Annotated in this window: 16 protein-coding genes and 1 pseudogene; 13 read left to right on the forward strand and 4 right to left on the reverse strand. The window is 60.7% G+C overall.

Features of this window, described 5'->3' with window-relative positions:
* Nucleotides 1–328 precede the first annotated feature (328 nt).
* Nucleotides 329–466 (forward strand): annotated as a pseudogene (locus tag RM96_RS37110) (transposase domain-containing protein); the annotation flags it as partial.
* Between the two features lie 222 nt (nucleotides 467–688).
* On the opposite strand, the gene RM96_RS14390 reads toward RM96_RS37110, so the two are convergent.
* Nucleotides 689–1,585 carry a LysR family transcriptional regulator gene (locus tag RM96_RS14390; RefSeq protein WP_039011511.1) on the reverse strand — a complete coding sequence of 299 codons (897 nt, stop codon included), beginning with the start codon at nucleotides 1,583–1,585 and terminating at the stop codon, nucleotides 689–691.
* Between the two features lie 93 nt (nucleotides 1,586–1,678).
* Between RM96_RS14390 and RM96_RS14395 the strand changes: the two genes are divergently transcribed.
* The 3 genes from RM96_RS14395 (at nucleotide 1,679) to RM96_RS14405 (ending at nucleotide 4,637) form a co-directional block, all read left to right on the forward strand.
* Nucleotides 1,679–2,767: an NADH:flavin oxidoreductase/NADH oxidase gene (locus RM96_RS14395; protein WP_039011475.1), complete on the forward strand. Its 1,089-nt coding sequence runs from the start codon at nucleotides 1,679–1,681 to the stop codon at nucleotides 2,765–2,767.
* Between the two features lie 187 nt (nucleotides 2,768–2,954).
* Nucleotides 2,955–3,941, forward strand: coding sequence for an aldo/keto reductase (locus tag RM96_RS14400; protein WP_039011478.1), 987 nt, complete (start codon nucleotides 2,955–2,957; stop codon nucleotides 3,939–3,941).
* A gap of 30 nt (nucleotides 3,942–3,971) precedes the next feature.
* Nucleotides 3,972–4,637: a glutathione S-transferase family protein gene (locus RM96_RS14405; RefSeq protein ID WP_039011512.1), complete on the forward strand. Its 666-nt coding sequence runs from the start codon at nucleotides 3,972–3,974 to the stop codon at nucleotides 4,635–4,637.
* Between the two features lie 441 nt (nucleotides 4,638–5,078).
* On the opposite strand, the gene RM96_RS14410 is transcribed toward RM96_RS14405, so the two are convergent.
* On the reverse strand, nucleotides 5,079–6,008 hold the full coding sequence (locus RM96_RS14410) for a LysR family transcriptional regulator (RefSeq protein ID WP_039011480.1): 930 nt from the start codon (nucleotides 6,006–6,008) through the stop codon (nucleotides 5,079–5,081).
* 190 nt (nucleotides 6,009–6,198) lie between these two features.
* On the opposite strand from RM96_RS14410, the gene RM96_RS14415 reads away from it, so the two are divergent.
* The 9 genes from RM96_RS14415 to RM96_RS14455 all read left to right on the forward strand — a co-directional run bounded on the left by RM96_RS14415 (nucleotide 6,199) and on the right by RM96_RS14455 (nucleotide 18,096).
* Complete coding sequence (locus RM96_RS14415) at nucleotides 6,199–7,122, forward strand: dihydrodipicolinate synthase family protein (protein ID WP_039011482.1); 924 nt, start codon at nucleotides 6,199–6,201, stop codon at nucleotides 7,120–7,122.
* A 254-nt stretch (nucleotides 7,123–7,376) separates the two neighbouring features.
* On the forward strand, nucleotides 7,377–8,822 hold the full coding sequence (locus tag RM96_RS14420) for an MFS transporter (protein ID WP_039011484.1): 1,446 nt from the start codon (nucleotides 7,377–7,379) through the stop codon (nucleotides 8,820–8,822).
* A 176-nt stretch (nucleotides 8,823–8,998) separates the two neighbouring features.
* Nucleotides 8,999–10,099, forward strand: coding sequence for a porin (locus tag RM96_RS14425; RefSeq protein ID WP_039011486.1), 1,101 nt, complete (start codon nucleotides 8,999–9,001; stop codon nucleotides 10,097–10,099).
* 122 nt (nucleotides 10,100–10,221) lie between these two features.
* Nucleotides 10,222–11,187: a Bug family tripartite tricarboxylate transporter substrate binding protein gene (locus RM96_RS14430; RefSeq protein ID WP_039011487.1), complete on the forward strand. Its 966-nt coding sequence runs from the start codon at nucleotides 10,222–10,224 to the stop codon at nucleotides 11,185–11,187.
* Nucleotides 11,188–11,277: 90 nt separating this feature from the next.
* The gene (locus RM96_RS14435; RefSeq protein WP_238587273.1) at nucleotides 11,278–11,580 is read left to right on the forward strand and encodes a PHA-granule associated protein 4; all 303 of its coding nucleotides are present in this window, start codon (nucleotides 11,278–11,280) and stop codon (nucleotides 11,578–11,580) included.
* 1,358 nt (nucleotides 11,581–12,938) lie between these two features.
* Complete coding sequence (locus tag RM96_RS14440) at nucleotides 12,939–14,369, forward strand: FAD-binding oxidoreductase (RefSeq protein WP_039011489.1); 1,431 nt, start codon at nucleotides 12,939–12,941, stop codon at nucleotides 14,367–14,369.
* Nucleotides 14,370–14,396: 27 nt separating this feature from the next.
* On the forward strand, nucleotides 14,397–15,758 hold the full coding sequence (locus tag RM96_RS14445; protein WP_152624112.1) for an aminotransferase class III-fold pyridoxal phosphate-dependent enzyme: 1,362 nt from the start codon (nucleotides 14,397–14,399) through the stop codon (nucleotides 15,756–15,758).
* Between the two features lie 11 nt (nucleotides 15,759–15,769).
* Nucleotides 15,770–16,498, forward strand: coding sequence for a haloacid dehalogenase type II (locus RM96_RS14450; protein WP_039011493.1), 729 nt, complete (start codon nucleotides 15,770–15,772; stop codon nucleotides 16,496–16,498).
* Between the two features lie 143 nt (nucleotides 16,499–16,641).
* Nucleotides 16,642–18,096, forward strand: a complete 1,455-nt coding sequence (locus tag RM96_RS14455; RefSeq protein WP_039011495.1) for an NAD-dependent succinate-semialdehyde dehydrogenase — start codon at nucleotides 16,642–16,644, stop codon at nucleotides 18,094–18,096.
* 62 nt (nucleotides 18,097–18,158) lie between these two features.
* On the opposite strand, the gene RM96_RS14460 is transcribed toward RM96_RS14455, so the two are convergent.
* Both RM96_RS14460 and RM96_RS14465 read right to left on the reverse strand, forming a co-directional pair.
* A complete protein-coding gene (locus RM96_RS14460) occupies nucleotides 18,159–18,488 on the reverse strand; it encodes a tRNA-binding protein (RefSeq protein WP_039011497.1) in 330 nt (109 codons plus the stop codon).
* A 52-nt stretch (nucleotides 18,489–18,540) separates the two neighbouring features.
* The gene (locus RM96_RS14465) at nucleotides 18,541–20,121 is read right to left on the reverse strand and encodes a PucR family transcriptional regulator (protein WP_039011500.1); all 1,581 of its coding nucleotides are present in this window, start codon (nucleotides 20,119–20,121) and stop codon (nucleotides 18,541–18,543) included.
* Nucleotides 20,122–20,166: the final 45 nt, after the last annotated feature.

A 20,166-nucleotide genomic window follows, 5' to 3' on the forward strand; every position in this document is an offset into this window, starting at 1 on the left:
ATGGCGCCGTTTCGCCGGAGGGGCCCTTCCTGCGTTTGCGGACCTTGCCGTGGTTGATGACTACGTCGTAGTCGTATGTGACGCCGTCGATACTGGTGCCGAAGGAGAATGAGTTCCGATCGGCATGTCGCATAGCAACATCGCGGGGAACGGGTGGTTGACTCTCGGAGAGGCACCAGACGAGACTTCGGGACCTGTGCAGCAACAATGCTGGGCTGCAACATGTCTTCAAATGAGGACAGCGATGCCTCATTTTCAAGCGCGCGGTGCATGGCGCTATCCGCAATGCGGGACGGAAGATCCAATGCGATCCACGGCGCTACGCGACGGGCTTTGCAAACTCAACGGCATCGATGCCGAGGCCTATCTGCGTCACGAGTTGACCCACATCGCGGATCAGCCGGTGAATCAGATCGACCAACTCCTGCCGTGGAACGTCGCCGCTCAACTTGAGTTGCGAGTCTAAAGCAGGACCATTCCTGTCTCATCGGCAACCACGGTGCTGACGATCCGCTTACGAAAGCCGGAGGAGCAGACCCATAGGGAAGCGTCGAAAGTCTCTTCTTGACTGTGGAGCCGACCCGCGAGCGGCTGCCGGAGGTCGCTTACCGGCCATGAGCGGGCGCCCGTGCAAGGTCAGCGTCTGACCGCTTGCACCTTCGAGCAGTCGGTGACGAAATCCATCGCATCAAGAGCGTCGACCACTGACGTACTCCACCAGCGCTTTGAGCTTGGTCGACTGGTTGCGCCGGCTTGGATAGTAGAGATAGAAGCCTGGGAAGGTTGGCGAGAACGGAACCAGGACCCGCTTCAGCCGTTTCGCCTTGATGTGAGGCAGCGCGAGCTGCTCGAATGTGTAGGCAAGCCCAACCCCTTCGAGCGCGGCCTCAACGCTGAAGATCGTGTCGCTGATCGTCAGGTTGCCCGCGACTTCGTACTCCACGAGTCGGTCCTTCATCAGGAACTCCCATTTGTGGATCGCCCCGGTCCCGGCAAAGCGAAAGCGGACACAGTTGTGGTCCGCAAGATCGTCCGGATGAACGGGTGCCGGGTTGTTTGCCAGATACGCCGGTGACGCGACGACGGCAACGCTGATCGGCCCGCCTAGAGGCACGGCGATCATGTCGCGCTGAACACTTTCGCCAAGGCGGATGCCGGCGTCGAAGCCGCGTTCCACGATGTCCACGAAGCCTTCGTCATTCGTCAGTTCAAGCTGGACATGCGGGTTCGCCTTGAGAAACCCAGCCAGCATCGGCTGCAGCACCATCGCGATCGAAATCCGAGCCGCATTGAGGCGAAGTATTCCCGACGGCCTGCCCTGAAGGACGTTCAGTTCCTCGCCGGCCTCAACAACCTGCCCGAGCGCTGGACCAACTCGCGCAAGATATATCTCGCCCGCCTCGGTAAGGCTCACACTTCGGGTCGTCCGGTGCAGCAGCAGAACGCCAAGGCGCGTCTCCAGTTGCCGTATGGCTTGGCTAAGCGCCGAGGGGGAAACCTCCAACTCGGCGGCCGCCGCGGTGAATCCTCGGTGCTCCGCAACTTTCCAGAACGCCACGAGGCCGTCGAGCTGTTTAAGTTTCATACTTTGAAGCATAGCTTCATAAAGCATGCACCGCTAGGCCATTTTTCTTTCAGAAGCCGAAACCTACATTGGACTCCACTAAGGAGTCTTGAAATGCCAGGTTTGTTCGACAGCTTCACCCTCAACGGAGTCACCCTCCGGAATCGCATCGCTGCATCGCCGATGTGCCAGTACAGTGCAATCGACGGGAGCGTCACCGACTGGCATCTGCCTCACTACACGGGGCTCGCGCGCGGAGGCGCGGGGCTGGTCGTCGTGGAGGCTACGGCTGTTTCGCCCGAGGGGAGAATCACCCCCGGGGATCTTGGCCTCTGGAGCGATACGCACACGGCCGGTGTGGCCACCATTGCCGGCGCGATCTCTGACGCTGGCGCCGTCCCTGGCATCCAACTCGCTCATGCGGGCCGCAAGGCGGGCTGCACGCCGCCATGGGAAGGCGGTGCTCCGATGCCCGCCAACGATCCGCGTGTGTGGGAGCCAATTGCTCCATCGGCCGTGCCGGTGATTCCCGAGCAAGCGCATGTTCCTCGCGCCATGAGCGTCAAAGACATTCGGCGCGTGCAGCAGGACTTTGCTGACGCTGCGCAGCGCGCTCGTGAAGCCGGTTTCAAGTGGATCGAGCTTCATTTCGCCCACGGCTTTTTGGCGCAGAGCTTTCTTTCCCGTCACTCCAACAGGCGTGATGACGCCTACGGCGGGAGCCTCGAAAACCGCGCACGCTTCCTTGTCGAGACCGTCGCGGCCGTGCGCCGCGTCTGGCCCGCCGATCTGCCGTTGACTGCCAGGCTCGGCGTACTTGAGTTCGACAGACAGGACGACAGAAATCTGCCCGAAGCCATTCAGGTTCTCAAATGGCTAAAGGCCGAAGGGCTCGATCTTGTCGATGTCGGTATCGGGTTCTCGACGCTCGCACCTGTTCCGTGGGCGGCGAACCTTCTCGTCGAGACTGCAGGGAACGTGCGCGATGAGACAGGCCTTGAGGTGACGACAAGCTGGTTGATCACAAATGCGAAAGAAGCGGACAGCTTCGTGCGCAAGGGCAAGGTCGCATTCGTCATGCTGGCCAGGCGACTTCTCGACAACCCGCATTGGCCGAACACCGCTGCGCGCGAGCTCGGCGCAAAGACCCAGGTGTTGCCCACGCCGTACGCGTACTGGCTTCAGAACTGGGGCCCAGTCTGAACGTGATCCGCCACCCATTCAAGGATTCACCATGAACAACTCGATCCAACCCGCCCAATCGAACTCGACGTCAGGTTCGGCTCTGACGCGGCGCGATCTGTTGACCACCGCGGCCTTCATCGGCGTAGGACTGGCACTCGCACCAAGGGCTTGGGCCACAACCGCAAAAACCAAAGGACCAACCACCATGACCCAGCGAAAACTCGGCAATCTCGAAGTCTCGGCACTTGGTGCCGGGTGCATGAGCATCAGCGCCAACTACGGCCCGCCTGCTGACAAGGGCCAGGCGATCGCGCTGCTGCGCAATGCTTATGAGCGCGGGATCACGTTTTTCGATACGGCAGAAGTCTATGGCCCTTTCACCAGCGAAGAGCTGGTGGGTGAGGCACTCGCACCCATCCGCGACCAGGTCGTGATCGCATCGAAGTTCGGCTTCGACATGGACAACAACGGCGCGTTGAACAGCCGTCCCGAGCACATCGGGAAGGTGGTCGAGGCATCGCTGAAGCGACTCAAGACCGACCGCATCGATCTCTACTACCATCACCGCGTGGACCCGGCGGTTCCGATCGAAGATGTCGCCGGCACGATTAAGGACCTGATCGCGCAAGGCAAGGTCTTGCATTTCGGGCTGTCGGAGGCGAGTGCCAAAACCATTCGACGCGCCCACGCAGTGCAGTCGGTGACGGCGGTCCAGACCGAGTATTCCGTGATGAACCGGGATCCGGAGCACAACGGGGTGCTCCAGGCTTGCGAAGAGCTGGGCATCGGTTTTGTGCCGTGGGGACCCGTGGGCATGGGCTACCTGACCGGGAAGATCGATGCGAGCACGAAGCTCGATCCGAAGAGCGACCTGCGCTTTGGCTTCGACCGCTTCTCCCCGGAGAACATCGCCGCAAACAAGCCCTTCCTCGATCTCCTGAAGCGCGTCGCCGAGCGGAAGAACGCAACGCCTGCGCAGGTGGCGCTGGCATGGCTGCTGGCGCAAAAACCCTGGATCGTGCCGATCCCCGGCACCCGAAGTCCTGCCCACTTCGCTGAAAACCTGCAGGCCGTCGCTCTGCCGCTTTCGTCGACCGACCTGCGAGAGATCGACACTGCCTTGGCGAAGCTGACGGTGCATGGCGGTCGCATGAACGCCATGCAGATGAAAGTCGTCGATCACAGCGTGTAGGAGGAATCGATGACTGCGGAGAATCGCCCCGTGCTGACCCTGTATCACTGCCTGAGCGCTCGCTCGTTCAGGCCGCTGTGGATGTTGGAAGAGATCGGCGTGTCATACGACCTCCAGGTGCTGCCCTTTCCGCCTCGTTCGCAGCAGCGCAGCTATTTGGCTGTCAACCCGCTGGGGACAGTGCCCGCGCTCGCAGAGGGTGCGCTGTTGATGACCGAGTCGGCGGCAATCTGCCAGTACCTGGCTGCGCGGTTCTCGCCGGGCGCGATGGACGTGGCCGTCGACGAGCCGGACTACGGCGCCTATCTGAATGCCCTGCATTTCGGTGAAGCAACGCTGACCTTTCCGCAGACGCTGGTATTGCGCTATCGGTACTTCGAGCCCGCGGAGCGTCGCCAGCCGCAGGTGGCGGACGACTACGCCCGATGGTTCCTCGCGCGGCTGCGCAGCTTGGAGCCTGTGCTCGCGACACGCGAATTTCTTTGCGCCGGACGCTTCACCGCAGCCGACGTGTCCGTCGCCTACGCGCTGCTACTCGCCACGCATCTGGACCTGAGCAATCACTTCACCCCGGCCGTTGCGGCCTATTGGGCGCGATTGCAGCAACGCGACGGGTATCGAAAGGCGCTTGAGGTGCAGCACCAGGCCGCGCTGGCCCAGGGCGTGTCCACGATACCCGCACCGGATATCCGATAGTGCTTACATCAAAGCCAAAGCTCAAGTTAGCTTCAACGCGACAGATCGGCGCCACGAGCCGGGACTGCAAAAAGAGGGAATGTCTGCTTGCTATGCAGATGCAGCCGCCTGCTTCGGCGAACTGGCCGGCCGCATTGGGTCGGCTTCCGCCGACCGACGCCAGCGTGACGGACGCCGGATCGATCTGGCGCTTGCCGGCCATTCTCAGTCATCTAATCCTCTGCCAACGAATGACGGGACCGTCCAAACATCAGACATTGAAGGAAACGTAGCTGCACCGGACGCCATCGAGCCGAGAGCCGTTAATCGGACCTACCCCCCCGGAGTCTCCGGTGATTCAATATGCGTTACTTCGTGCCGGGTAGCCGTTGGAACTTGCGAGAGCTTCGTGCTGAGGCTCGCGTGAAAACGTGCTAGGTCGAGAACGTATTCCAGCCAGTCTCAAGTTGACACCTCGATGCCACGCCCCGTCGACTCCGGTCCCCCGAATTGTGCAATCTCACGAACAAGCTGCATGACGGTGCGGCACGCTAGTGTGAGTTCACCATGGCGCGACATGGCCAATGCAATATGGCGGGTGATTTGTGGATTGATGATCTTCGATGCCTGCAAGCGGCAATCCCGGCCAGCGTTTGAGATGGCGTACGGCCCAAGCAGCGCGTACATGCCCCCGTCGGCGACGATATGGGTCTGCAGGCTCAGCGAATCGGCCTCCACCACTACGTTCAGCGCAACGCCGTGCTCCAGTGCCAATTGATCCAGCCGGTCACGCCAGCTATTGGGTCGGCAGAACGTCACCAAGGGCAGATTGTGCAGCGCGGAAAACTGTACGGTGGGGTTGGCGGTCATGCTGTCTCCGTCGGCACCCACCAGATAGGTCGCCGTTTCGACAAGGTACACGTCGCCGTGCTTAGGCACTGGACTATGGCGGAACAGAATGGCCAGATCGACATGCCCGGCCTCCAGCCAGTTCTCCAGTTGCGCACCTTGCCCCTCTCGCACACTGAGTTGCACCAGGGGGTAGCGCTCCTTCAGGCGGTAATAGAGCGTGCTGACCAGCGGATGCGCTGTGGAAGGCAGGATTCCGATGCGAACCGTGCCGATAGGCTTGCCTGAGGTCGAGTGGATGTCGTTGACCAGTTGGTCCGTGCCTGCCACCCACGCCCGGACCTTGGGCACCACGCGCTCACCGAATTCGGTAAGCACCACCCCGCGACCCGTGCGCTGGAACAGACGCCCCCCACATTCCTGCTCGAGTTCATTGAGTTGACGGCTGATGTGGGGCTGACTCGTGCCAAAGGACTGAGCCACCTTGCTAAGACTGCCCAGGTCGGCAGCCGCCAGGAGCAGTTTCCATGCGGAGTAGTTCATCGCTTGCCTTGGCCTCCAAGCTATACGGAATCAGTATATCTGAAATAGCCAGCATGACACTTCCGGTATGCCATGGCGGCTCCTAGACTGCCTCACATGCCCGCCACCGTTATGGAGACACCAGCAGCGGCGGGCTCTCCGGGCAAAGCATCCGGCTCCCGGTGAACTCCATACTCGTACAGGAAGTGACATGAAAGACATCGATCTGCGCGGCCTTGTTCCGGCTCCCGTTACCCCCTTTACGCGCGACGGCGCGGTTGACCATGCCGCGATTCAGCGCCTGGGTTCGTGGCTCGGCAAGTTTGATGGCGTCAAGGGTCTGGTCGTTCTCGGCCACGCGGGCGAAGGCACGTTTCTGTCGCAAGACGAGCAAATGGCCGTGATCGAAAGCTTCGTGAAGTCGGTCGATGGCAAGCTACCTGTCATTGCGGGCATCACCCTGGAAGGCACCGAAGTCGCTGCGGCCGAAGCGAAGCGCGCTGTCAAGGCTGGCGCCTCGGCCGGCCTTGTCTATCCGTCGCACGGCTGGCTGCGTTTCGGCTACCAGAAGGGCGCGCCACAAGACCGCTATCGCGCCATCTTCGAGGAAAGCGGCCTGCCGCTGATCCTGTTCCAGTACCCGGATGCCACCAAGGCTACCTACAACCTGGAGACACAGCTCGAGATCGCCGCCCAGCCGGGCGTATTCGCGATGAAGAACGGCGTGCGCAATATGCGCCGCTGGGACACCGAGATCCCCGTCATCCGCAAGGAGAACCAGGAGCTCCAGATCCTGACCTGCCACGACGAGTACCTGTTGCACACGATGTTCGACGTGGACGGCGCGCTTGTAGGCTACGGCAATATCGCGCCCGAATTGCTGATTGAACTGATCAAGGCTGGCAAGGCAAAGGACTATCCGCGCGCCCGCGCCCTGCACGACCAGCTCCTGCCCGTGACCAAGAACGTGTACCACCGTGGCTCGCATATGGAAGGCACCGTGGCGCTCAAGCACGCCCTGGTGGCACGCGGCATCCTGGAACACGCCACCGTGCGCTCGCCGCTGCTACCGCTGGAGCCTGGCGCCGAGATCGACATTGCCAACGCCATGCGCGCTGCCGGGCTCGTTGGCTAAAGGGTGGCGGGCACAGCCACAAGGGTGTGCCTGCCAGCCGGGTCGAGCCACGCCATTGGTTTCTCCCGTTATGCCGCAGCCGGCAGGCAAAACGGGAGCAATACAAGGCTTCACGCTGACCCGCTTCCGGGCTGCCCTCTGTCGCGGGCTGCAGCTCCGGTTGCAAGAATGGCCATGACGAAAGTAGAAGCCGACAACATAAGAAAAAGATGGCCGGTGCTCACACACCGTGAGCCAGTCAACTTGGAGACAGCATGGACACCACTACGGTTGCACCCATGTACAACAGTGGCAGGAGCGATGCGGCAAGCAGCGCGCCATTTGATCCGCGGCGGCGGGCAGCGCAACTTCTCTTTCGCATCGAGAACATTCCCTTTAGCAGATGGCACACCAAGGCCCGCATTGTCATGGGCAGTGCCACACTGTTCGACGCATTCGACGCGCTCTCACTGGCGTTTGTCATGCCGGTCCTGGTTGGGCTCTGGCATCTGTCGCCCGGCGAGATCGGGGTCCTGATCGCTGCCGGATACCTTGGGCAGGTCATCGGTGCACTATGCTTCGGTTGGCTGGCCGAGCGCCTGGGCCGGGTGCCGAGTGCCTCCGTGACCGTGGGCTTGATGTCGGTCATGAGTGTGGCGTGTGCCTTTGCCGGCAACTTCCACCTGCTGTTCCTGTGCCGCTTCATCCAGGGCATTGGCGTCGGCGGCGAGGTACCGGTTGCGGCAACCTATATCAATGAACTGTCGCAAGCCCATGGCCGTGGCCGCTTTTTCCTGCTCTATGAATTGATCTTTCCCGTTGGCCTGATGCTCGCGGCCCAGGTCGGTGCCTTCCTGGTTCCGCGCTTTGGCTGGGAGTACATGTTCCTGGTTGGCGGGATACCCGGCTTGGTCGTGGCACTGCTGATCATGCGGCTGCCGGAATCACCGCGATGGCTGATCGGCAAAGGCCGGTTCGACGACGCAGAGCGCGTGATTGGCGAAATCGAGGCTAGTACCCCCAGGCGAAATCTTGATCCGCAGCGCAACGCCGCAGAGACGGACCGGCGTATCTCAGAACTGTACGAAGGCCTCCACTCGCAGAAAAAGGGCAACTGGAAAGAGCTGTTTTCGCCGTTCTATCGTGGTCGTACAGTGGTGGTATGGCTGCTGTGGGCGAGCTCCTATTTCGTTGCGAATGGCATCAACAACTGGTTGCCGAGCCTTTACAAGACGGTCTATCACCTGCCACTGCAGGAGTCGCTGCACATGGCCTCGCTCTCCAACGTGCTCAGCACCTGTGCCGTTCTTGTCTGTGCGCTGTCGGTGGACCGCGTGGGTCGTCGTCGCTGGGCCATGGGGTGTTTCGTGGTCAGCGGCATACTGCTCGCCGTCCTGGGAGCTCTTGGCGCAGCCAGCCCCTGGTCGGTCATGCTGCTGGCTTCCTCAGCTTATGCCGTGATGGGTTCGGCGACCGTGCTGCTGTATCTGTACACGCCGGAAATCTATCCCACGCGTATCCGTGCGATCGGAACCGGCCTGGCAACCTCATGGCTGCGAGCTGCCTCCGCCACCGCACCGGCCGTTGTCGGCATGGTGCTAACGGGACAAGGTATTGCCACCGTCTTCCTGATGTTTGCGGGCGCCTGCGTGGTCGGTCTTGTCGCGGCCAGCCGTATGACCGAAACCACCAACCGCCCGCTGGAAGAGATTTCACCCTGACTGACGTGCCAACGCAGCGGCGCAGACCGCTGCCGTCAAACGCTTCACGGCGATCATCGGACTCAACTTTCCTTGCAGCCGGGCACTCGAAGCGTATCGAGCGCCCGGCGCTGGGAGGAGACCGCTCGCCTGCCTTTCACAGGTTTGTAACGACTCGACATAACAAGGAGACATCCATGAGGAGTTGCGGGAAATGGTGCGCGGGCCTTTTGTGTGCCGCGCCGCTGTTCGCTTCGGCACAATCGGTGACGCTTTACGGCCTCGTCGACACTGGAGTCGAGTATGTGAACAATATTGGTGCCAGCAAGGACAGTGTCGTGCGGATGCCGAACCTGACTGCCACGGTGCCTTCGCGCTGGGGGATGCGCGGGACGGAAGACCTTGGGGGAGGCCTGAAATCTGTATTCGTCCTGGAATCCGGCTTTGCCGCTGACTCCGGATCGTCAAACCAGGGAGGACGCTTGTTCGGCCGTCAGGCCTTTGTCGGGCTGAGCAATCAGTGGGGACAACTCTCCTTCGGCCGTCAGTGGACGATGACCTTCTGGTCGACGCTGGACTCTGACGTACTGGGGCCCAACATCTACGGCGCCAACTCGTTGGACAGTTATCGGCCCAATGCCCGCGCCGACAACGCCATCGCCTACAAGGGCACATTCGGCGGATTGACTGTCGGCGCGACATACAGTCTTGGGCGCGACACAGTCAATGCTGGCCAGAACCCCGCGGGAACCAACTGCGCCGGAGAGAATCCCGCCGACAGCAAAGCCTGCCGGGAATGGTCAGCGATGCTGCGGTATGACGCAAGCTGGTGGGGCCTGGCGACTGCATATGACTCCTTGCGCGGGGGCACGGGTGCCGCAGGGGGACTGGTGAACAGCGGCCTCAAGGACGACCGCCTGCACTTTGGCGGCTACATGGTCCTGTCCAAGGCGAAGGTCGGTATCGGTGGCACCTTCCGGAACAATGAGGGCAGCATCACGTCCCATAGCCGGCTCTATTATGCGGGCCTGGCCTACGACATCACGCCCGCATTCAATCTTGCAGGGCAGATCTACTACCTTGGATTCAACCATAGTGCCAACAAGGCATGGCTCGCTGCCCTGCGAGGTATCTACGCCTTCTCCAAGCGGACCTCCGCCTATCTCACGACCGGCTTCATTGATAACCGGGGCCAACTGGCCATGTCGGTCAGTAGTGGTAGCGCCGTCGGAACCAGTGCGCCGGCACCGGGCGGCAACCAGTTTGGTGCGATGCTTGGCATCAAGCATATCTTCTGAGTCGACGCTATACCTGTTTATCGCCGGCTCAGGCGAAGGCAGCAAAGGAAGAATCCATTCTTTGGCCGCTCGCCAATCGAGGCAGAGCGGCAAGCATGCAAAGTTAATATCGGGAGACAACAATGAGAGGTATTTTGAGAGCGCTGCTGGCCACAAGCTTTGGTCTTGTCGCCACGCTGGCTTTGGGCCAGACTTACCCCAACAAGCCCGTCAGAATCGTTGTACCGTATCCCGCAGGTGGAACAGTGGACGCTGTCACGCGGGTTGTTGCGCAACGCCTGAGCGAAAACCTCGGCCAGCAATTCATTGTCGATAACCGACCTGGAGCCAGTGGAACGCTGGGCAGCAAGTGGGTAGCGACCTCGGCGCCGGACGGATACACCCTACTTGTGCAGGCATCGACCTTCGTGGCCACGCCGATGCTGATGAGTTCAAAAACCTATGACATAGAGAAGGACTTCGCGGCAATCACGCAACTGGGTAGCGTCCCGATGCTGGTGACAGCACATCCGGGTGTTCCTGCCAGGGACCTGAAAGAGTTCATGGCTGCCATCCGGAAGGAGCCCGGAAAGTACACTTTTGGAACCTCGGCAGTGGGCTCGGCAAGCCACCTTGCCGAAGAAGCGATCAAGCACGAAAGCAAGCTCCAGTTTGAGATCATTCCTTACAAGGGTACCGCTCCGGCGTTGACGGAAGTGATGGGGGGACACATCAATGCCATGGTGGATGCCCTGCCATCGACGTTGCCCCATGTAAAGAGCGGAAAGCTGAAGCCGCTCGCCGTCACTAGTGCGAAGCGCATTGCCGTGTTGCCGGACGTTCCGACAGTTGCGGAGTCGGGACTGACCGGCTTCGAGATGGTTTCCTGGTACGGCTTGTGGGGACCGGCGAGAATGCCCGCTGAATTGACTCAACGCATTCGGAATGAAGTCGCAAAGGCATTGGCTTCGGAAAATGCGGTCAAGGTATTGGGCGAGTATGGATTCAGCGCCACGGCGTCCCAGCCGGCGGACTTCACCGCATACATCAGGCAGGAGAAGGCCAGATTCAGCACCCTGATCAGGGAAGCAAATATCAAGCTCGACTGAGCGGCACTCGGACAGCTACGATGAGCACTTATACCGCACGCGACCGGGCCAGCGCGGTGAAACACATTTGTGGTCGCGCTGCGGGAATGGTTGAGTTGGACTACGAAACCTGCTTGGCAGGACGCGATTGGCCTGGAGCACCTCGGCCGGCAACACGGTGTCGACGTCCAGTATCGCGCCGTCGAGCATGTCTCGGTTGCATCCCCGGAAGCACTGGTGCGTGGCCTGGGCATGGAGAAACCCACATTCAGGCAGCCCTACCTCTACTGCAGGTTCGACATGGCCGCGCTGTCTGAGGATACGCTGCGCAAACTGGAAGAGCTTGCCATCGAACATGGCGACTACCTCATGCCCGGCCAGCTCTCTAAGGAGGCAACACTGACTTGGGCGTGAGCGGATGGATTCACACGCTGGACTGGGGCCGCCGGAGGAATCCCACTTCGGGCAGGGTCATTTGACTGCAACGCCACTGTCATTGGACATTGAGCCCCTCGTTAGCGGATGACCGAGACGGGTCGGGCAGCGATCATGTGAGGACGCGCAGACTTGGTCTTCCTTCGTAAGAAAGGAGATCGTCATGGAAGCACTGCACTCCCCTCCCGGCAATACCTCGCGATCAGCGATGGCGTCTGCACGGTAACATCACGGCGATAGATGAAAGAAGGAACGTTCACAAATCGCACGCTCGTAGCGCGACTACCTCAACAGTACTGATTGCGCGACTAACCTGCATTCCAAGGCTATCGTCGTAACGCTCCCGGGCCGGCTTCCACCAAGAGCTCCGCCGTCAGTTGTAACCCAGAATCGCCACGGTTGCGACGTCCGGCCGATTCCCTGAATTTTCCATGAGGGCCAATGTCGGTCTCTTCGGAATCCTGCTGCTCAGCGATGCGTAGGCCGCGTCCGTGCATGCCTTTTCATCTCCCGGCGCCTGCGGCGCTACTTCAACGTGGCCTGAATACTGGGGTGCGGGTAAAGACGTCATCGTCATTCCTGAAGTCGCTGTTGAGAGTGGAAGTAGTTCAGTGCCCGGCTCGTACCTGCTGAAAAAACCTGGACGGGACGCTACGAGCGTTCCCAAGCGCGCGCACGCGAAGCCGAGGCACCCATTCTCCGTTGAGCCGTCCAGAACAGCACCCGGAGTGCAAAGCCATCTTCGCCTTCGACATGTCGAAGCATGTCAAAAGGCGGATCCATCCTGACGCCAAGCACGGCCGCACAAGCGTATCCAACCACGCGCTCACGCGTTGCTTTGGACCGAAGCCGTTCGTTAAGCAAGCCGTACAGGACATCCCGGTAGCCGGAGTTGCCACGATTGACACGGATGGCGGTCCTGGCCTCCAGTTCGAGGCCGTGGGAGCAGCAGTTCACCTCCTGAAGCAAATCGAAGAGTGCTTCCTTCCGGGATCGAGACGTCGAAACCATGACCCAACCTACTGAACCAACAATCGAATGTCCATGGTAGAACCCGCCATGAGGATCGCATATGTAGGTTGCGTAGGAATTCCACCCGTGCCCCCGCCACGTTCCATATAAAAGTGCTTTACGCACCTCACCCATTCAGGGTGAGCGGTAGCTCCAAAAGCATCAGAGCCGCTTAGTGATCACCGCATTGGAAAAGGGCACTGCAAATTCCTATGTAACGTAGATATTCCAGCGCACCATTGGCTCATATGCTTCGACTGTGCCTGGACAACGAGCGAAAGCCTCCGTTCCCCGGCTAAAGGAAACTCTTCAGCGTCGGAGCGCGCATGTCAGACCAACACGTATCTCATCTCGTTGCAATTGTCGGCGCAGTAAACGTGCTGCTTGGGGACGACACACTGGCCTATGTGACGGACTATCGCGGCGTCTTCCGCGGACAAGCGCTGGCTGTCGTCCGCCCAGGCTGCACTGAGGAGGTCAGTGCTGTCATGACGTACTGCTACGAGAACGGGATTCCCGTTGTTCCACAGGGGGGCAATACGTCGCTGCTCGGCGGCAGCGTTCCGGATGCAAGTGGCAAGGCAGTCGTGTTGGCTCTGACCCGCCTAAACCATATCCGGCATATCGACGCACTCAATGCCACCATGGTCGTGGAAGCCGGCGTCACCCTTAACGCCGCGCGCACGACCGCTGAAGACGCAGGAACGCTGTTTCCGCTCCGGATAGGTTCCGAAGGCAGTTGCCAGATCGGTGGAAATCTCTCGACGAATGCAGGCGGCACTGCGGTACTGCGGTACGGAAACATGCGCGATCTGGTTTTGGGCCTAGAAGTGGTTCTGCCCAATGGGAAGGTATGGAACGGTCTCAGAGCCCTGCGCAAGGACAACGCGGGATATGACCTGAAGCATTTGTTCATCGGCTCCGAAGGCACACTCGGCATCATCACTGCGGCTGTCCTTAAGCTTTTCCCCCGCCCCCGCGCGGTCTGCGTGGCGCTGCTTGGGGTGGAAACCACTGACGCCGCCCTTCAGACGTTCGGCTTGCTACGGCAGCGGCTGGGAACCGATGTGACAGCGTTCGAACTGATTTCCGAGGATGCCATGACCTTGGTGCTATCGCATCTCGGCTGTCAGCACCCTTCCCTGATGACCTCACATCCATGGCATGTCCTTGTCGAGATGTCATCGACTGCCACCCAGGAAGATGCCGATGCGATCTTCGTAACAACGCTCAGCGAAGCTGCCGAAAGAGGTCTGATCTCGGATGCCGCCATTGCAGCGAATGAAAAGCAGGCGGCAGATTTCTGGCTCATTCGCGAAGAAATCTCGGATGCCCAGACAAGAACGCGCGGCAGCGTGCGGTGCGACGTTTCTGTGCCGCTCTCAAGCATTCCTGCCTTCATTCGTGAGACTTCCGCGAAGGTTCTGGCGGCAGCCCCAGAGACGCGTATGGTCGTCTACGGGCACGTGGGAGATGGCAACGTCCATTTCAACCCGCTCCGTCCGGCCAACATGATGCCCGAGTCGTACCTGAACCGGCATGGCGACAGCATTACCCGGATCGTCGACCAGGCAGCAATGGATCTCCAGGGCTCGATTTCGGCTGAGCACGGCGTCGGTACGGCCAAGCGCGACGAACTGCTGAACGTGCGCAGTCAGGTCGAGCTTGAAATTGGCTGGCGCGTCAAGCGGGCGCTGGACCCGCTCAATCTGCTCAATCCCGGCAAGGTTCTTCCTGAGCTTCCTTCCGCTGCCTGAAATCAGGCATCCACGGAGCTTCGCATGATCGATACACCCTCCTTGGTCGAACAGGACAAACTGCATTGGGTTCATCCCGTGGTTTCCCTACGCCAGCATGAATCAAAAGGCGCCCGCATCTGGGCGAGCGCTGAGGGCATCCATCTTATCGACGCGGATAGCCGCCGCGTCCAGGATGCGTTTTCGGGGCTATGGTGTGTGAATGCTGGCTACGGCCAGCAATCCCTCATCGACGCTGCCACACGACAACTGCAGAAGTTGCCCTATGGGACGGGCTACTTCCACTTCGCCAACGAACCGGCGGTGCGACTGGCATCGCGTCTCGCAGAGCTCGCGCCCGAGGGCTTGACCCGCGTGCTTTTCGGCCAGGGCGGCTCGGATGCGATCGATACCGCCGTTCGTGTCGTGCGCTATTACTTCAACGCTACGGGCCAACCTGAGAAAAAGCACTTCATTGGCTTACAACGCGGGTACCACGGTTCGTCGAGCACCGGCAGCGGGCTCACCGCCCTTCCGGCGTTTCATCGCCACTTTGACGTGCCGGGCCCGCAGCAGCATCACATTCCCTCGCCGTATCCGTACCGGCACCCCGATGGCCCGGACCAAAATGCGGTGCTGGAAAGCACTGTCCGTGCGCTTGAAGCGAAGGTGGGAGAAATCGGTGCCCACCGCGTCGCCGCCTTCATTTGCGAGCCAATCCAGGGCTCCGGCGGCGTTATCGTGCCACCGGCCGGTTTCCTGCGTGCCATGCGTGAGGCTTGTGACCGTCTCGGAATCCTTCTGATCGTCGACGAAGTCATTACCGGCTTTGGCCGTACCGGACCGTTGTTTGCCTGCGAAAGCGAGGCCATCAGTCCGGACGTGATGACCGTTGCCAAAGGCCTCACCTCGGGCTACATACCGATGAGCGCGACCCTGATCAGTGAAAAGATCTACCAAGCGATTGCAGACGCCGGCGACGACGGCGCTGTCTTTGGCCATGGCCAGACTTATGCTGGCCACCCGGTAAGCGCGGCGGTCGCAAATGCGGCGCTTGATCTGTATCTCGATGGAGGACTACTCGAGAACGGAGCAGCGGTCGGGCAGTACTTCCTTGAGCAACTCGGCACGCTCGAGGAGCTTCCGTATGTCGGGGAAGTTCGTGGTCGAGGACTCCTTGCCGCCGTTGAACTCGTCGATGACAAGGAAAGCAAGCGAAAGCCACGAAAGAGCAAACGACTTGGTGAGCGTGTCCTGGAGCACGCACTGGAAGAGGGGCTCGTGTTCCGTGCCTTCTCCGACGACATTCTCGGCTTCGCGCCGGCTCTGAACTACACCAGAGCCGATGTGGATTCGTTAATTCAAATTCTGCGATTTTCCCTCGACAAAGCAGTCGCAGAGACATTTTAAAAGGAGCGATGATGAAACTGACAGACTTCAAAGTATTGACCTTCGACTGCTACGGCACCCTCATCGATTGGGAAACCGGCATCTACAACGCCCTGCAGCCGCTGATCGAAAAGGCCGGATACGCCGGGAAAACGCGTGACGAGATTCTCGAGATCTATGCCAGGCATGAGGCCGACCAGGAAGTCTTGACGCCAAGCCTGGCCTACAATGTGCTACTGAGCGTGGTCTACCGCCGCCTGGCGAATGAATGGAACGTCGGCGTGACCGACGAGGAAGCCAACACGTTCGGTGCCTCCGTGCCCGACTGGCCCGCTTTTCCCGATACGGTCGAAGCGCTGCGCTATCTCAAGCAACACTACAAGCTGGTCATCCTGTCGAACATTGACCGCCTTTCGTTCCGCGGCAGCAATGCCCGTCTCGGCGTGGAATTCGACGCGATTTACACCGCGCAGGACGTCGGAGCCTACAAGCCGAGCCCCCGCAACTTCGAATATATGCTGGGACGCCTGAAGCGGGACTTCGGCCTGGAGAAGGACGATATTCTGCACACCGCCCAGAGCCTGTTCCATGATCACGCCCCGGCAAACGGCTTCGGTCTCGCCTCGGCATGGATCGACCGCCGGCACGCGGACAAGGGTTGGGGCGCCACCATGCCTCCCCCGGGAACGCCCAAGTATGACTTCCGCTTCGAGAGCATGATTGCGCTGGCCCGGGCTCACCAGGAAGAATTGAAGACCTGAGCCACCACTGAATCCCGCCGCGTAGGCGGCGGGGTTTTGGCACCCATCTCCCATTGATACTCCCGCCGGCGCTGCATGCAAAGCGCCGACGCGCTCACGCGGCGCGCATGCTTGTCACCCGGCCGTTTCGCAGGAAACTAGACATGAATCTCCTGAAGGATACAAACCTGCTGCGCCAGCATGCCTATATCGACGGCCACTGGCAAGCTGCCCGCTCCGGCAAGACGCTGGATGTGGTCAACCCGGCAACCGGTGCCACGCTGGGTAGCATTCCCGACTGCAATGCGGACGACACCCGGGCGGCGATCGAGGCAGCGAACCGCGCCTTGCCGGCATGGAGCGCGATGACGACGCACCAGCGCGCCGCGCTGCTGCGCAAGTGGCATGACCTCGTGCTGGCTCACGCCGATGACCTGGCGATGCTGATGACCCTGGAGCAAGGCAAGCCATTGGCCGAAGCACGCGGGGAAGTCCTCTACGGCGCCTCGTTCGTGCAATGGTTCGCCGAGGAAGGCATCCGCGCCTACGGCGAGACCATCCCGGCCACGCAGGCGAACCGCCGGATCATTGTCCGCAAGGCGCCTGTCGGCGTATGCGCGGCGATCACGCCCTGGAATTTCCCCAACGCGATGATTACCCGGAAGCTGGCTCCCGCCCTCGCAGCAGGCTGCACAGTCGTGGCTAAACCTTCGGAACTCACTCCTTATTCAGCACTCGCGCTTGCCGAACTCGCGGAGCGGGCGGGAATCCCCGCCGGGGTCCTCAATATCGTGACTGGCCTTCCCAAAGCGATCGGCGGCGAACTCGCTTCGAATCCCATTGTCCGCAAGCTGACTTTTACCGGATCCACCCCGGTGGGCAAGCTCTTGCTGCGCCAATGCGCCGACACGGTAAAGCGGGTCAGCATGGAACTAGGCGGGAATGCTCCCGTCATCGTGTTCGACGACGCCGACCTGGAGCAGGCGGTATCCGGCGTGATGGCTAGCAAATTCCGGAACAGCGGGCAAACCTGTGTCTGCGCGAACCGCATTTACGTTCAGTCCGGCATATACGAACGCTTTACCGAGCGCCTGGCCCAAGAAGTCCGGAAGCTGCGTGTTGGCGCTGGTACAGAAGAGGGAGTAACCATCGGCCCCCTGATTAACGAATCGGCGGTGAAAAAGGTCGTCACCCACGTGGAGGATGCGCTGAGGCAAGGTGCTAGAGTTGCTGTGGGCGGCGAGTTCTCCGAGCGAGGCTCTCAGTTCTTTATGCCGACTGTCCTGACCGATGCCCGCGACGGGATGCTGGTGGCCAGCGAGGAAACATTCGGACCCGTGGCCGCCCTGTTCCGCTTCGAGACCGAAGACGAAGTCATTCGGCGCGCCAACGATACCCCTTACGGCCTCGCCGCTTATCTGTTCTCGCGCGATGTGAACCGCGTGTTCCGGGTGGCTGAAGCATTGGAATACGGCATGGTGGGCCTGAACACGGGTGTTATCTCGTCCGCGGTTGCGCCGTTCGGGGGTGTCAAGGAATCCGGGCTCGGCCGCGAGGGCTCGCACCACGGCATCGAGGAGTTCCTCGAGGTGCAGACGCTACACCTCGATCTGGCGTAACGGAGCTCCGCCAAAGAATATGCCGGCCCGATGGCCGGCTTTTTTCTGTATGCGATGTTCAGTCAGAACACTTTGCTGCCGTTAGTAACGGTACCATCCACACTGAGCAGGTTCACAACCCCCGGCTCCGATTCCACTCCCATCACCAAGACCTGCGACAGAAAGCCGCCAATACGGCGCTCACCGAGGTTCGTTGCGCACACCACCACCCTGCCAACCAACTCCTCCGCTTGATAGCGGTTCGCGTATTGCCCGCTAGAGGTCATCACGCCCAGGTCGCCGAGATCGATCCACATCTTATAGGCCGGGTTGCGAGCCTTGTCGTTCAGCTCTGCCTTGACCACGGTGCCAGCGCGCAGATCAATGCTTGAGAATGCTTCGTAGGGACTCATACTTACTTCCACTCCATCAATTGCCAATGAAATTCTGGGGCGACCACCGGCATCATTCCTCTGCCGTCAGTTTGTGCAGGGCGACCGCGACCTGCAGTTCGAAGCGGTTCGCCTGATCCTCCAAGGTAGTCCCCAGCATCGATTCAATGCGTTCCAGACGATATCGCAGCGTACTGATATGGACGCCGAGACGCCTGGCCGTGTTCGCCAACTGGAATCCCTCTGCGCAGAGCGCTTCCAGCGTCTCCAGGAGCGCCTCACCCTTGCGATCGGACAGCAGCGGGCCCAGCTTGCTCTGGATGAATAGCTGCCGGGCATCCGCGTCGCCCATCAATGCCCGAGGGAACATCACCTCATGGAAGTGATGCACCTTTCCTGGCTTTAGCAGCGGCAGCAACGATTGGACATCGCTGCCGCCTTGCGCCATGCCGGCGATGCCGCTGTGTAAGCGGCTGACTGCCAACGCCGTACCGCGGCTGCCCAAGACCCGCCAGAGCGGCTCGGGTTCTGCATCGCCGGCAAGGAGAAAGGTGATCTGGTTAAGGGACGCCAGGATGAGAGGCGGTTGTCCGATACCTTCCAGGTACTTTCTCAGCCGGTCCACCCAACGCTCGCGTCGCAGGAACCCCTCCCGTGATAGCGGCAACGGCTCATCGAGCAACGCCAGGCAAACACGATAGTTCGCCGCCGGATCCCAACCGCTCAGGCGGGCGCGTTCCAAAGCCGACGGGGTTTCTTCAAACTTCCCTTCCAGCAGGGAGCCGACCAACGCATAGCCGAGACGCTCCTCTTGAAGATGCAGCGCCCGCAAATGCGCCAGGTGCAGCGCGCCAATGATTGAAGCGTGTTCCGTCGCGCGGATGTCCAGCTCACCCAGCGGGCTGCGGCCTTCGTCGACGAAGATGAATGCCGTGATTTCGCCGCGGATGCGGATCGGGCAGCCCAGCCGGCGAGGCACGCCGACGTCCGGTTGCGCCTCCACCAGCACAGGGGCGACGCTGTCCTGGATATGGCGGAGGAGGATGCGGTTATTCAGCAGCCGCAGGTATTCACGTTCCTTGTCGCAGAGAACTTTGCCGTCTTTTCCGCCCTCGCTTGTGCCGAGCAGCAGTCCATCGGGATCGACAAAGTTGACGGCCCGGCCGAGCAGGTCGCCAAGCGCAAGCGCCAGGTCGCCGAGCGTGTTCGCCATCACCGCCGCTGTAGTGAGCGCACGATGGATTTCATCGGATCGCTCGATCAACTCGCCTTGACGGCGAATGATGCTCGAATGAATTTCCTCGGTGATGGTACTGAACGGAATGGCCCAGTCGATCTCGAGCAAAGGCAGGCCGACATCGTTTGCAGCCAGCACCGAGGATTCTGGAAAATGTTCCAGGAAGTTGGGGACTGCGAGCACGACCCCTGCCAGCCCGCGTTCGCTCAGGTCCCGGATGAGCTGGCTGGCCTTCTGGCCGTCTCGCGGCCAGTTGTAGCCGGTCGAAAGCAGCAGATGGCCACGCTCGACCCAATCCACAATATCCGGATGGTCGATGACGTGCACCCACCGGATTTCGCTACTCAATCCTGAGTGCCCGGCTACCACCCTGGCACCACGTAGAACGGTCGATTCCAACGCGGTAGAGATGTCCATAGTCCTCCGTTCGACATCCATTCCAGACTCGAGATGCGGGCAGGC

This window comes from Cupriavidus sp. IDO (genome assembly GCF_000812465.1).
Lineage (GTDB): Bacteria > Pseudomonadota > Gammaproteobacteria > Burkholderiales > Burkholderiaceae > Cupriavidus.

Bases quoted from the DNA above. Each gene is read 5' to 3' on its own strand.
- RM96_RS14415 (WP_039011482.1), top strand. From the start codon at position 6,199: ATGAAAGACATCGATCTGCGCGGCCTTGTTCCGGCTCCCGTTACCCCC.
- RM96_RS14465 (WP_039011500.1), bottom strand. From the start codon at position 20,121: ATGGACATCTCTACCGCGTTGGAATCGACCGTTCTACGTGGTGCCAGG.
- RM96_RS14410 (WP_039011480.1), bottom strand. From the start codon at position 6,008: ATGAACTACTCCGCATGGAAACTGCTCCTGGCGGCTGCCGACCTGGGC.
- RM96_RS14430 (WP_039011487.1), top strand. From the start codon at position 10,222: ATGAGAGGTATTTTGAGAGCGCTGCTGGCCACAAGCTTTGGTCTTGTC.
- RM96_RS14450 (WP_039011493.1), top strand. From the start codon at position 15,770: ATGAAACTGACAGACTTCAAAGTATTGACCTTCGACTGCTACGGCACC.
- RM96_RS14390 (WP_039011511.1), bottom strand. From the start codon at position 1,585: ATGAAACTTAAACAGCTCGACGGCCTCGTGGCGTTCTGGAAAGTTGCG.
- RM96_RS14420 (WP_039011484.1), top strand. From the start codon at position 7,377: ATGGACACCACTACGGTTGCACCCATGTACAACAGTGGCAGGAGCGAT.
- RM96_RS14395 (WP_039011475.1), top strand. From the start codon at position 1,679: ATGCCAGGTTTGTTCGACAGCTTCACCCTCAACGGAGTCACCCTCCGG.
- RM96_RS14460 (WP_039011497.1), bottom strand. From the start codon at position 18,488: ATGAGTCCCTACGAAGCATTCTCAAGCATTGATCTGCGCGCTGGCACC.
- RM96_RS14455 (WP_039011495.1), top strand. From the start codon at position 16,642: ATGAATCTCCTGAAGGATACAAACCTGCTGCGCCAGCATGCCTATATC.
- RM96_RS14400 (WP_039011478.1), top strand. From the start codon at position 2,955: ATGACCCAGCGAAAACTCGGCAATCTCGAAGTCTCGGCACTTGGTGCC.
- RM96_RS14440 (WP_039011489.1), top strand. From the start codon at position 12,939: ATGTCAGACCAACACGTATCTCATCTCGTTGCAATTGTCGGCGCAGTA.
- RM96_RS14425 (WP_039011486.1), top strand. From the start codon at position 8,999: ATGAGGAGTTGCGGGAAATGGTGCGCGGGCCTTTTGTGTGCCGCGCCG.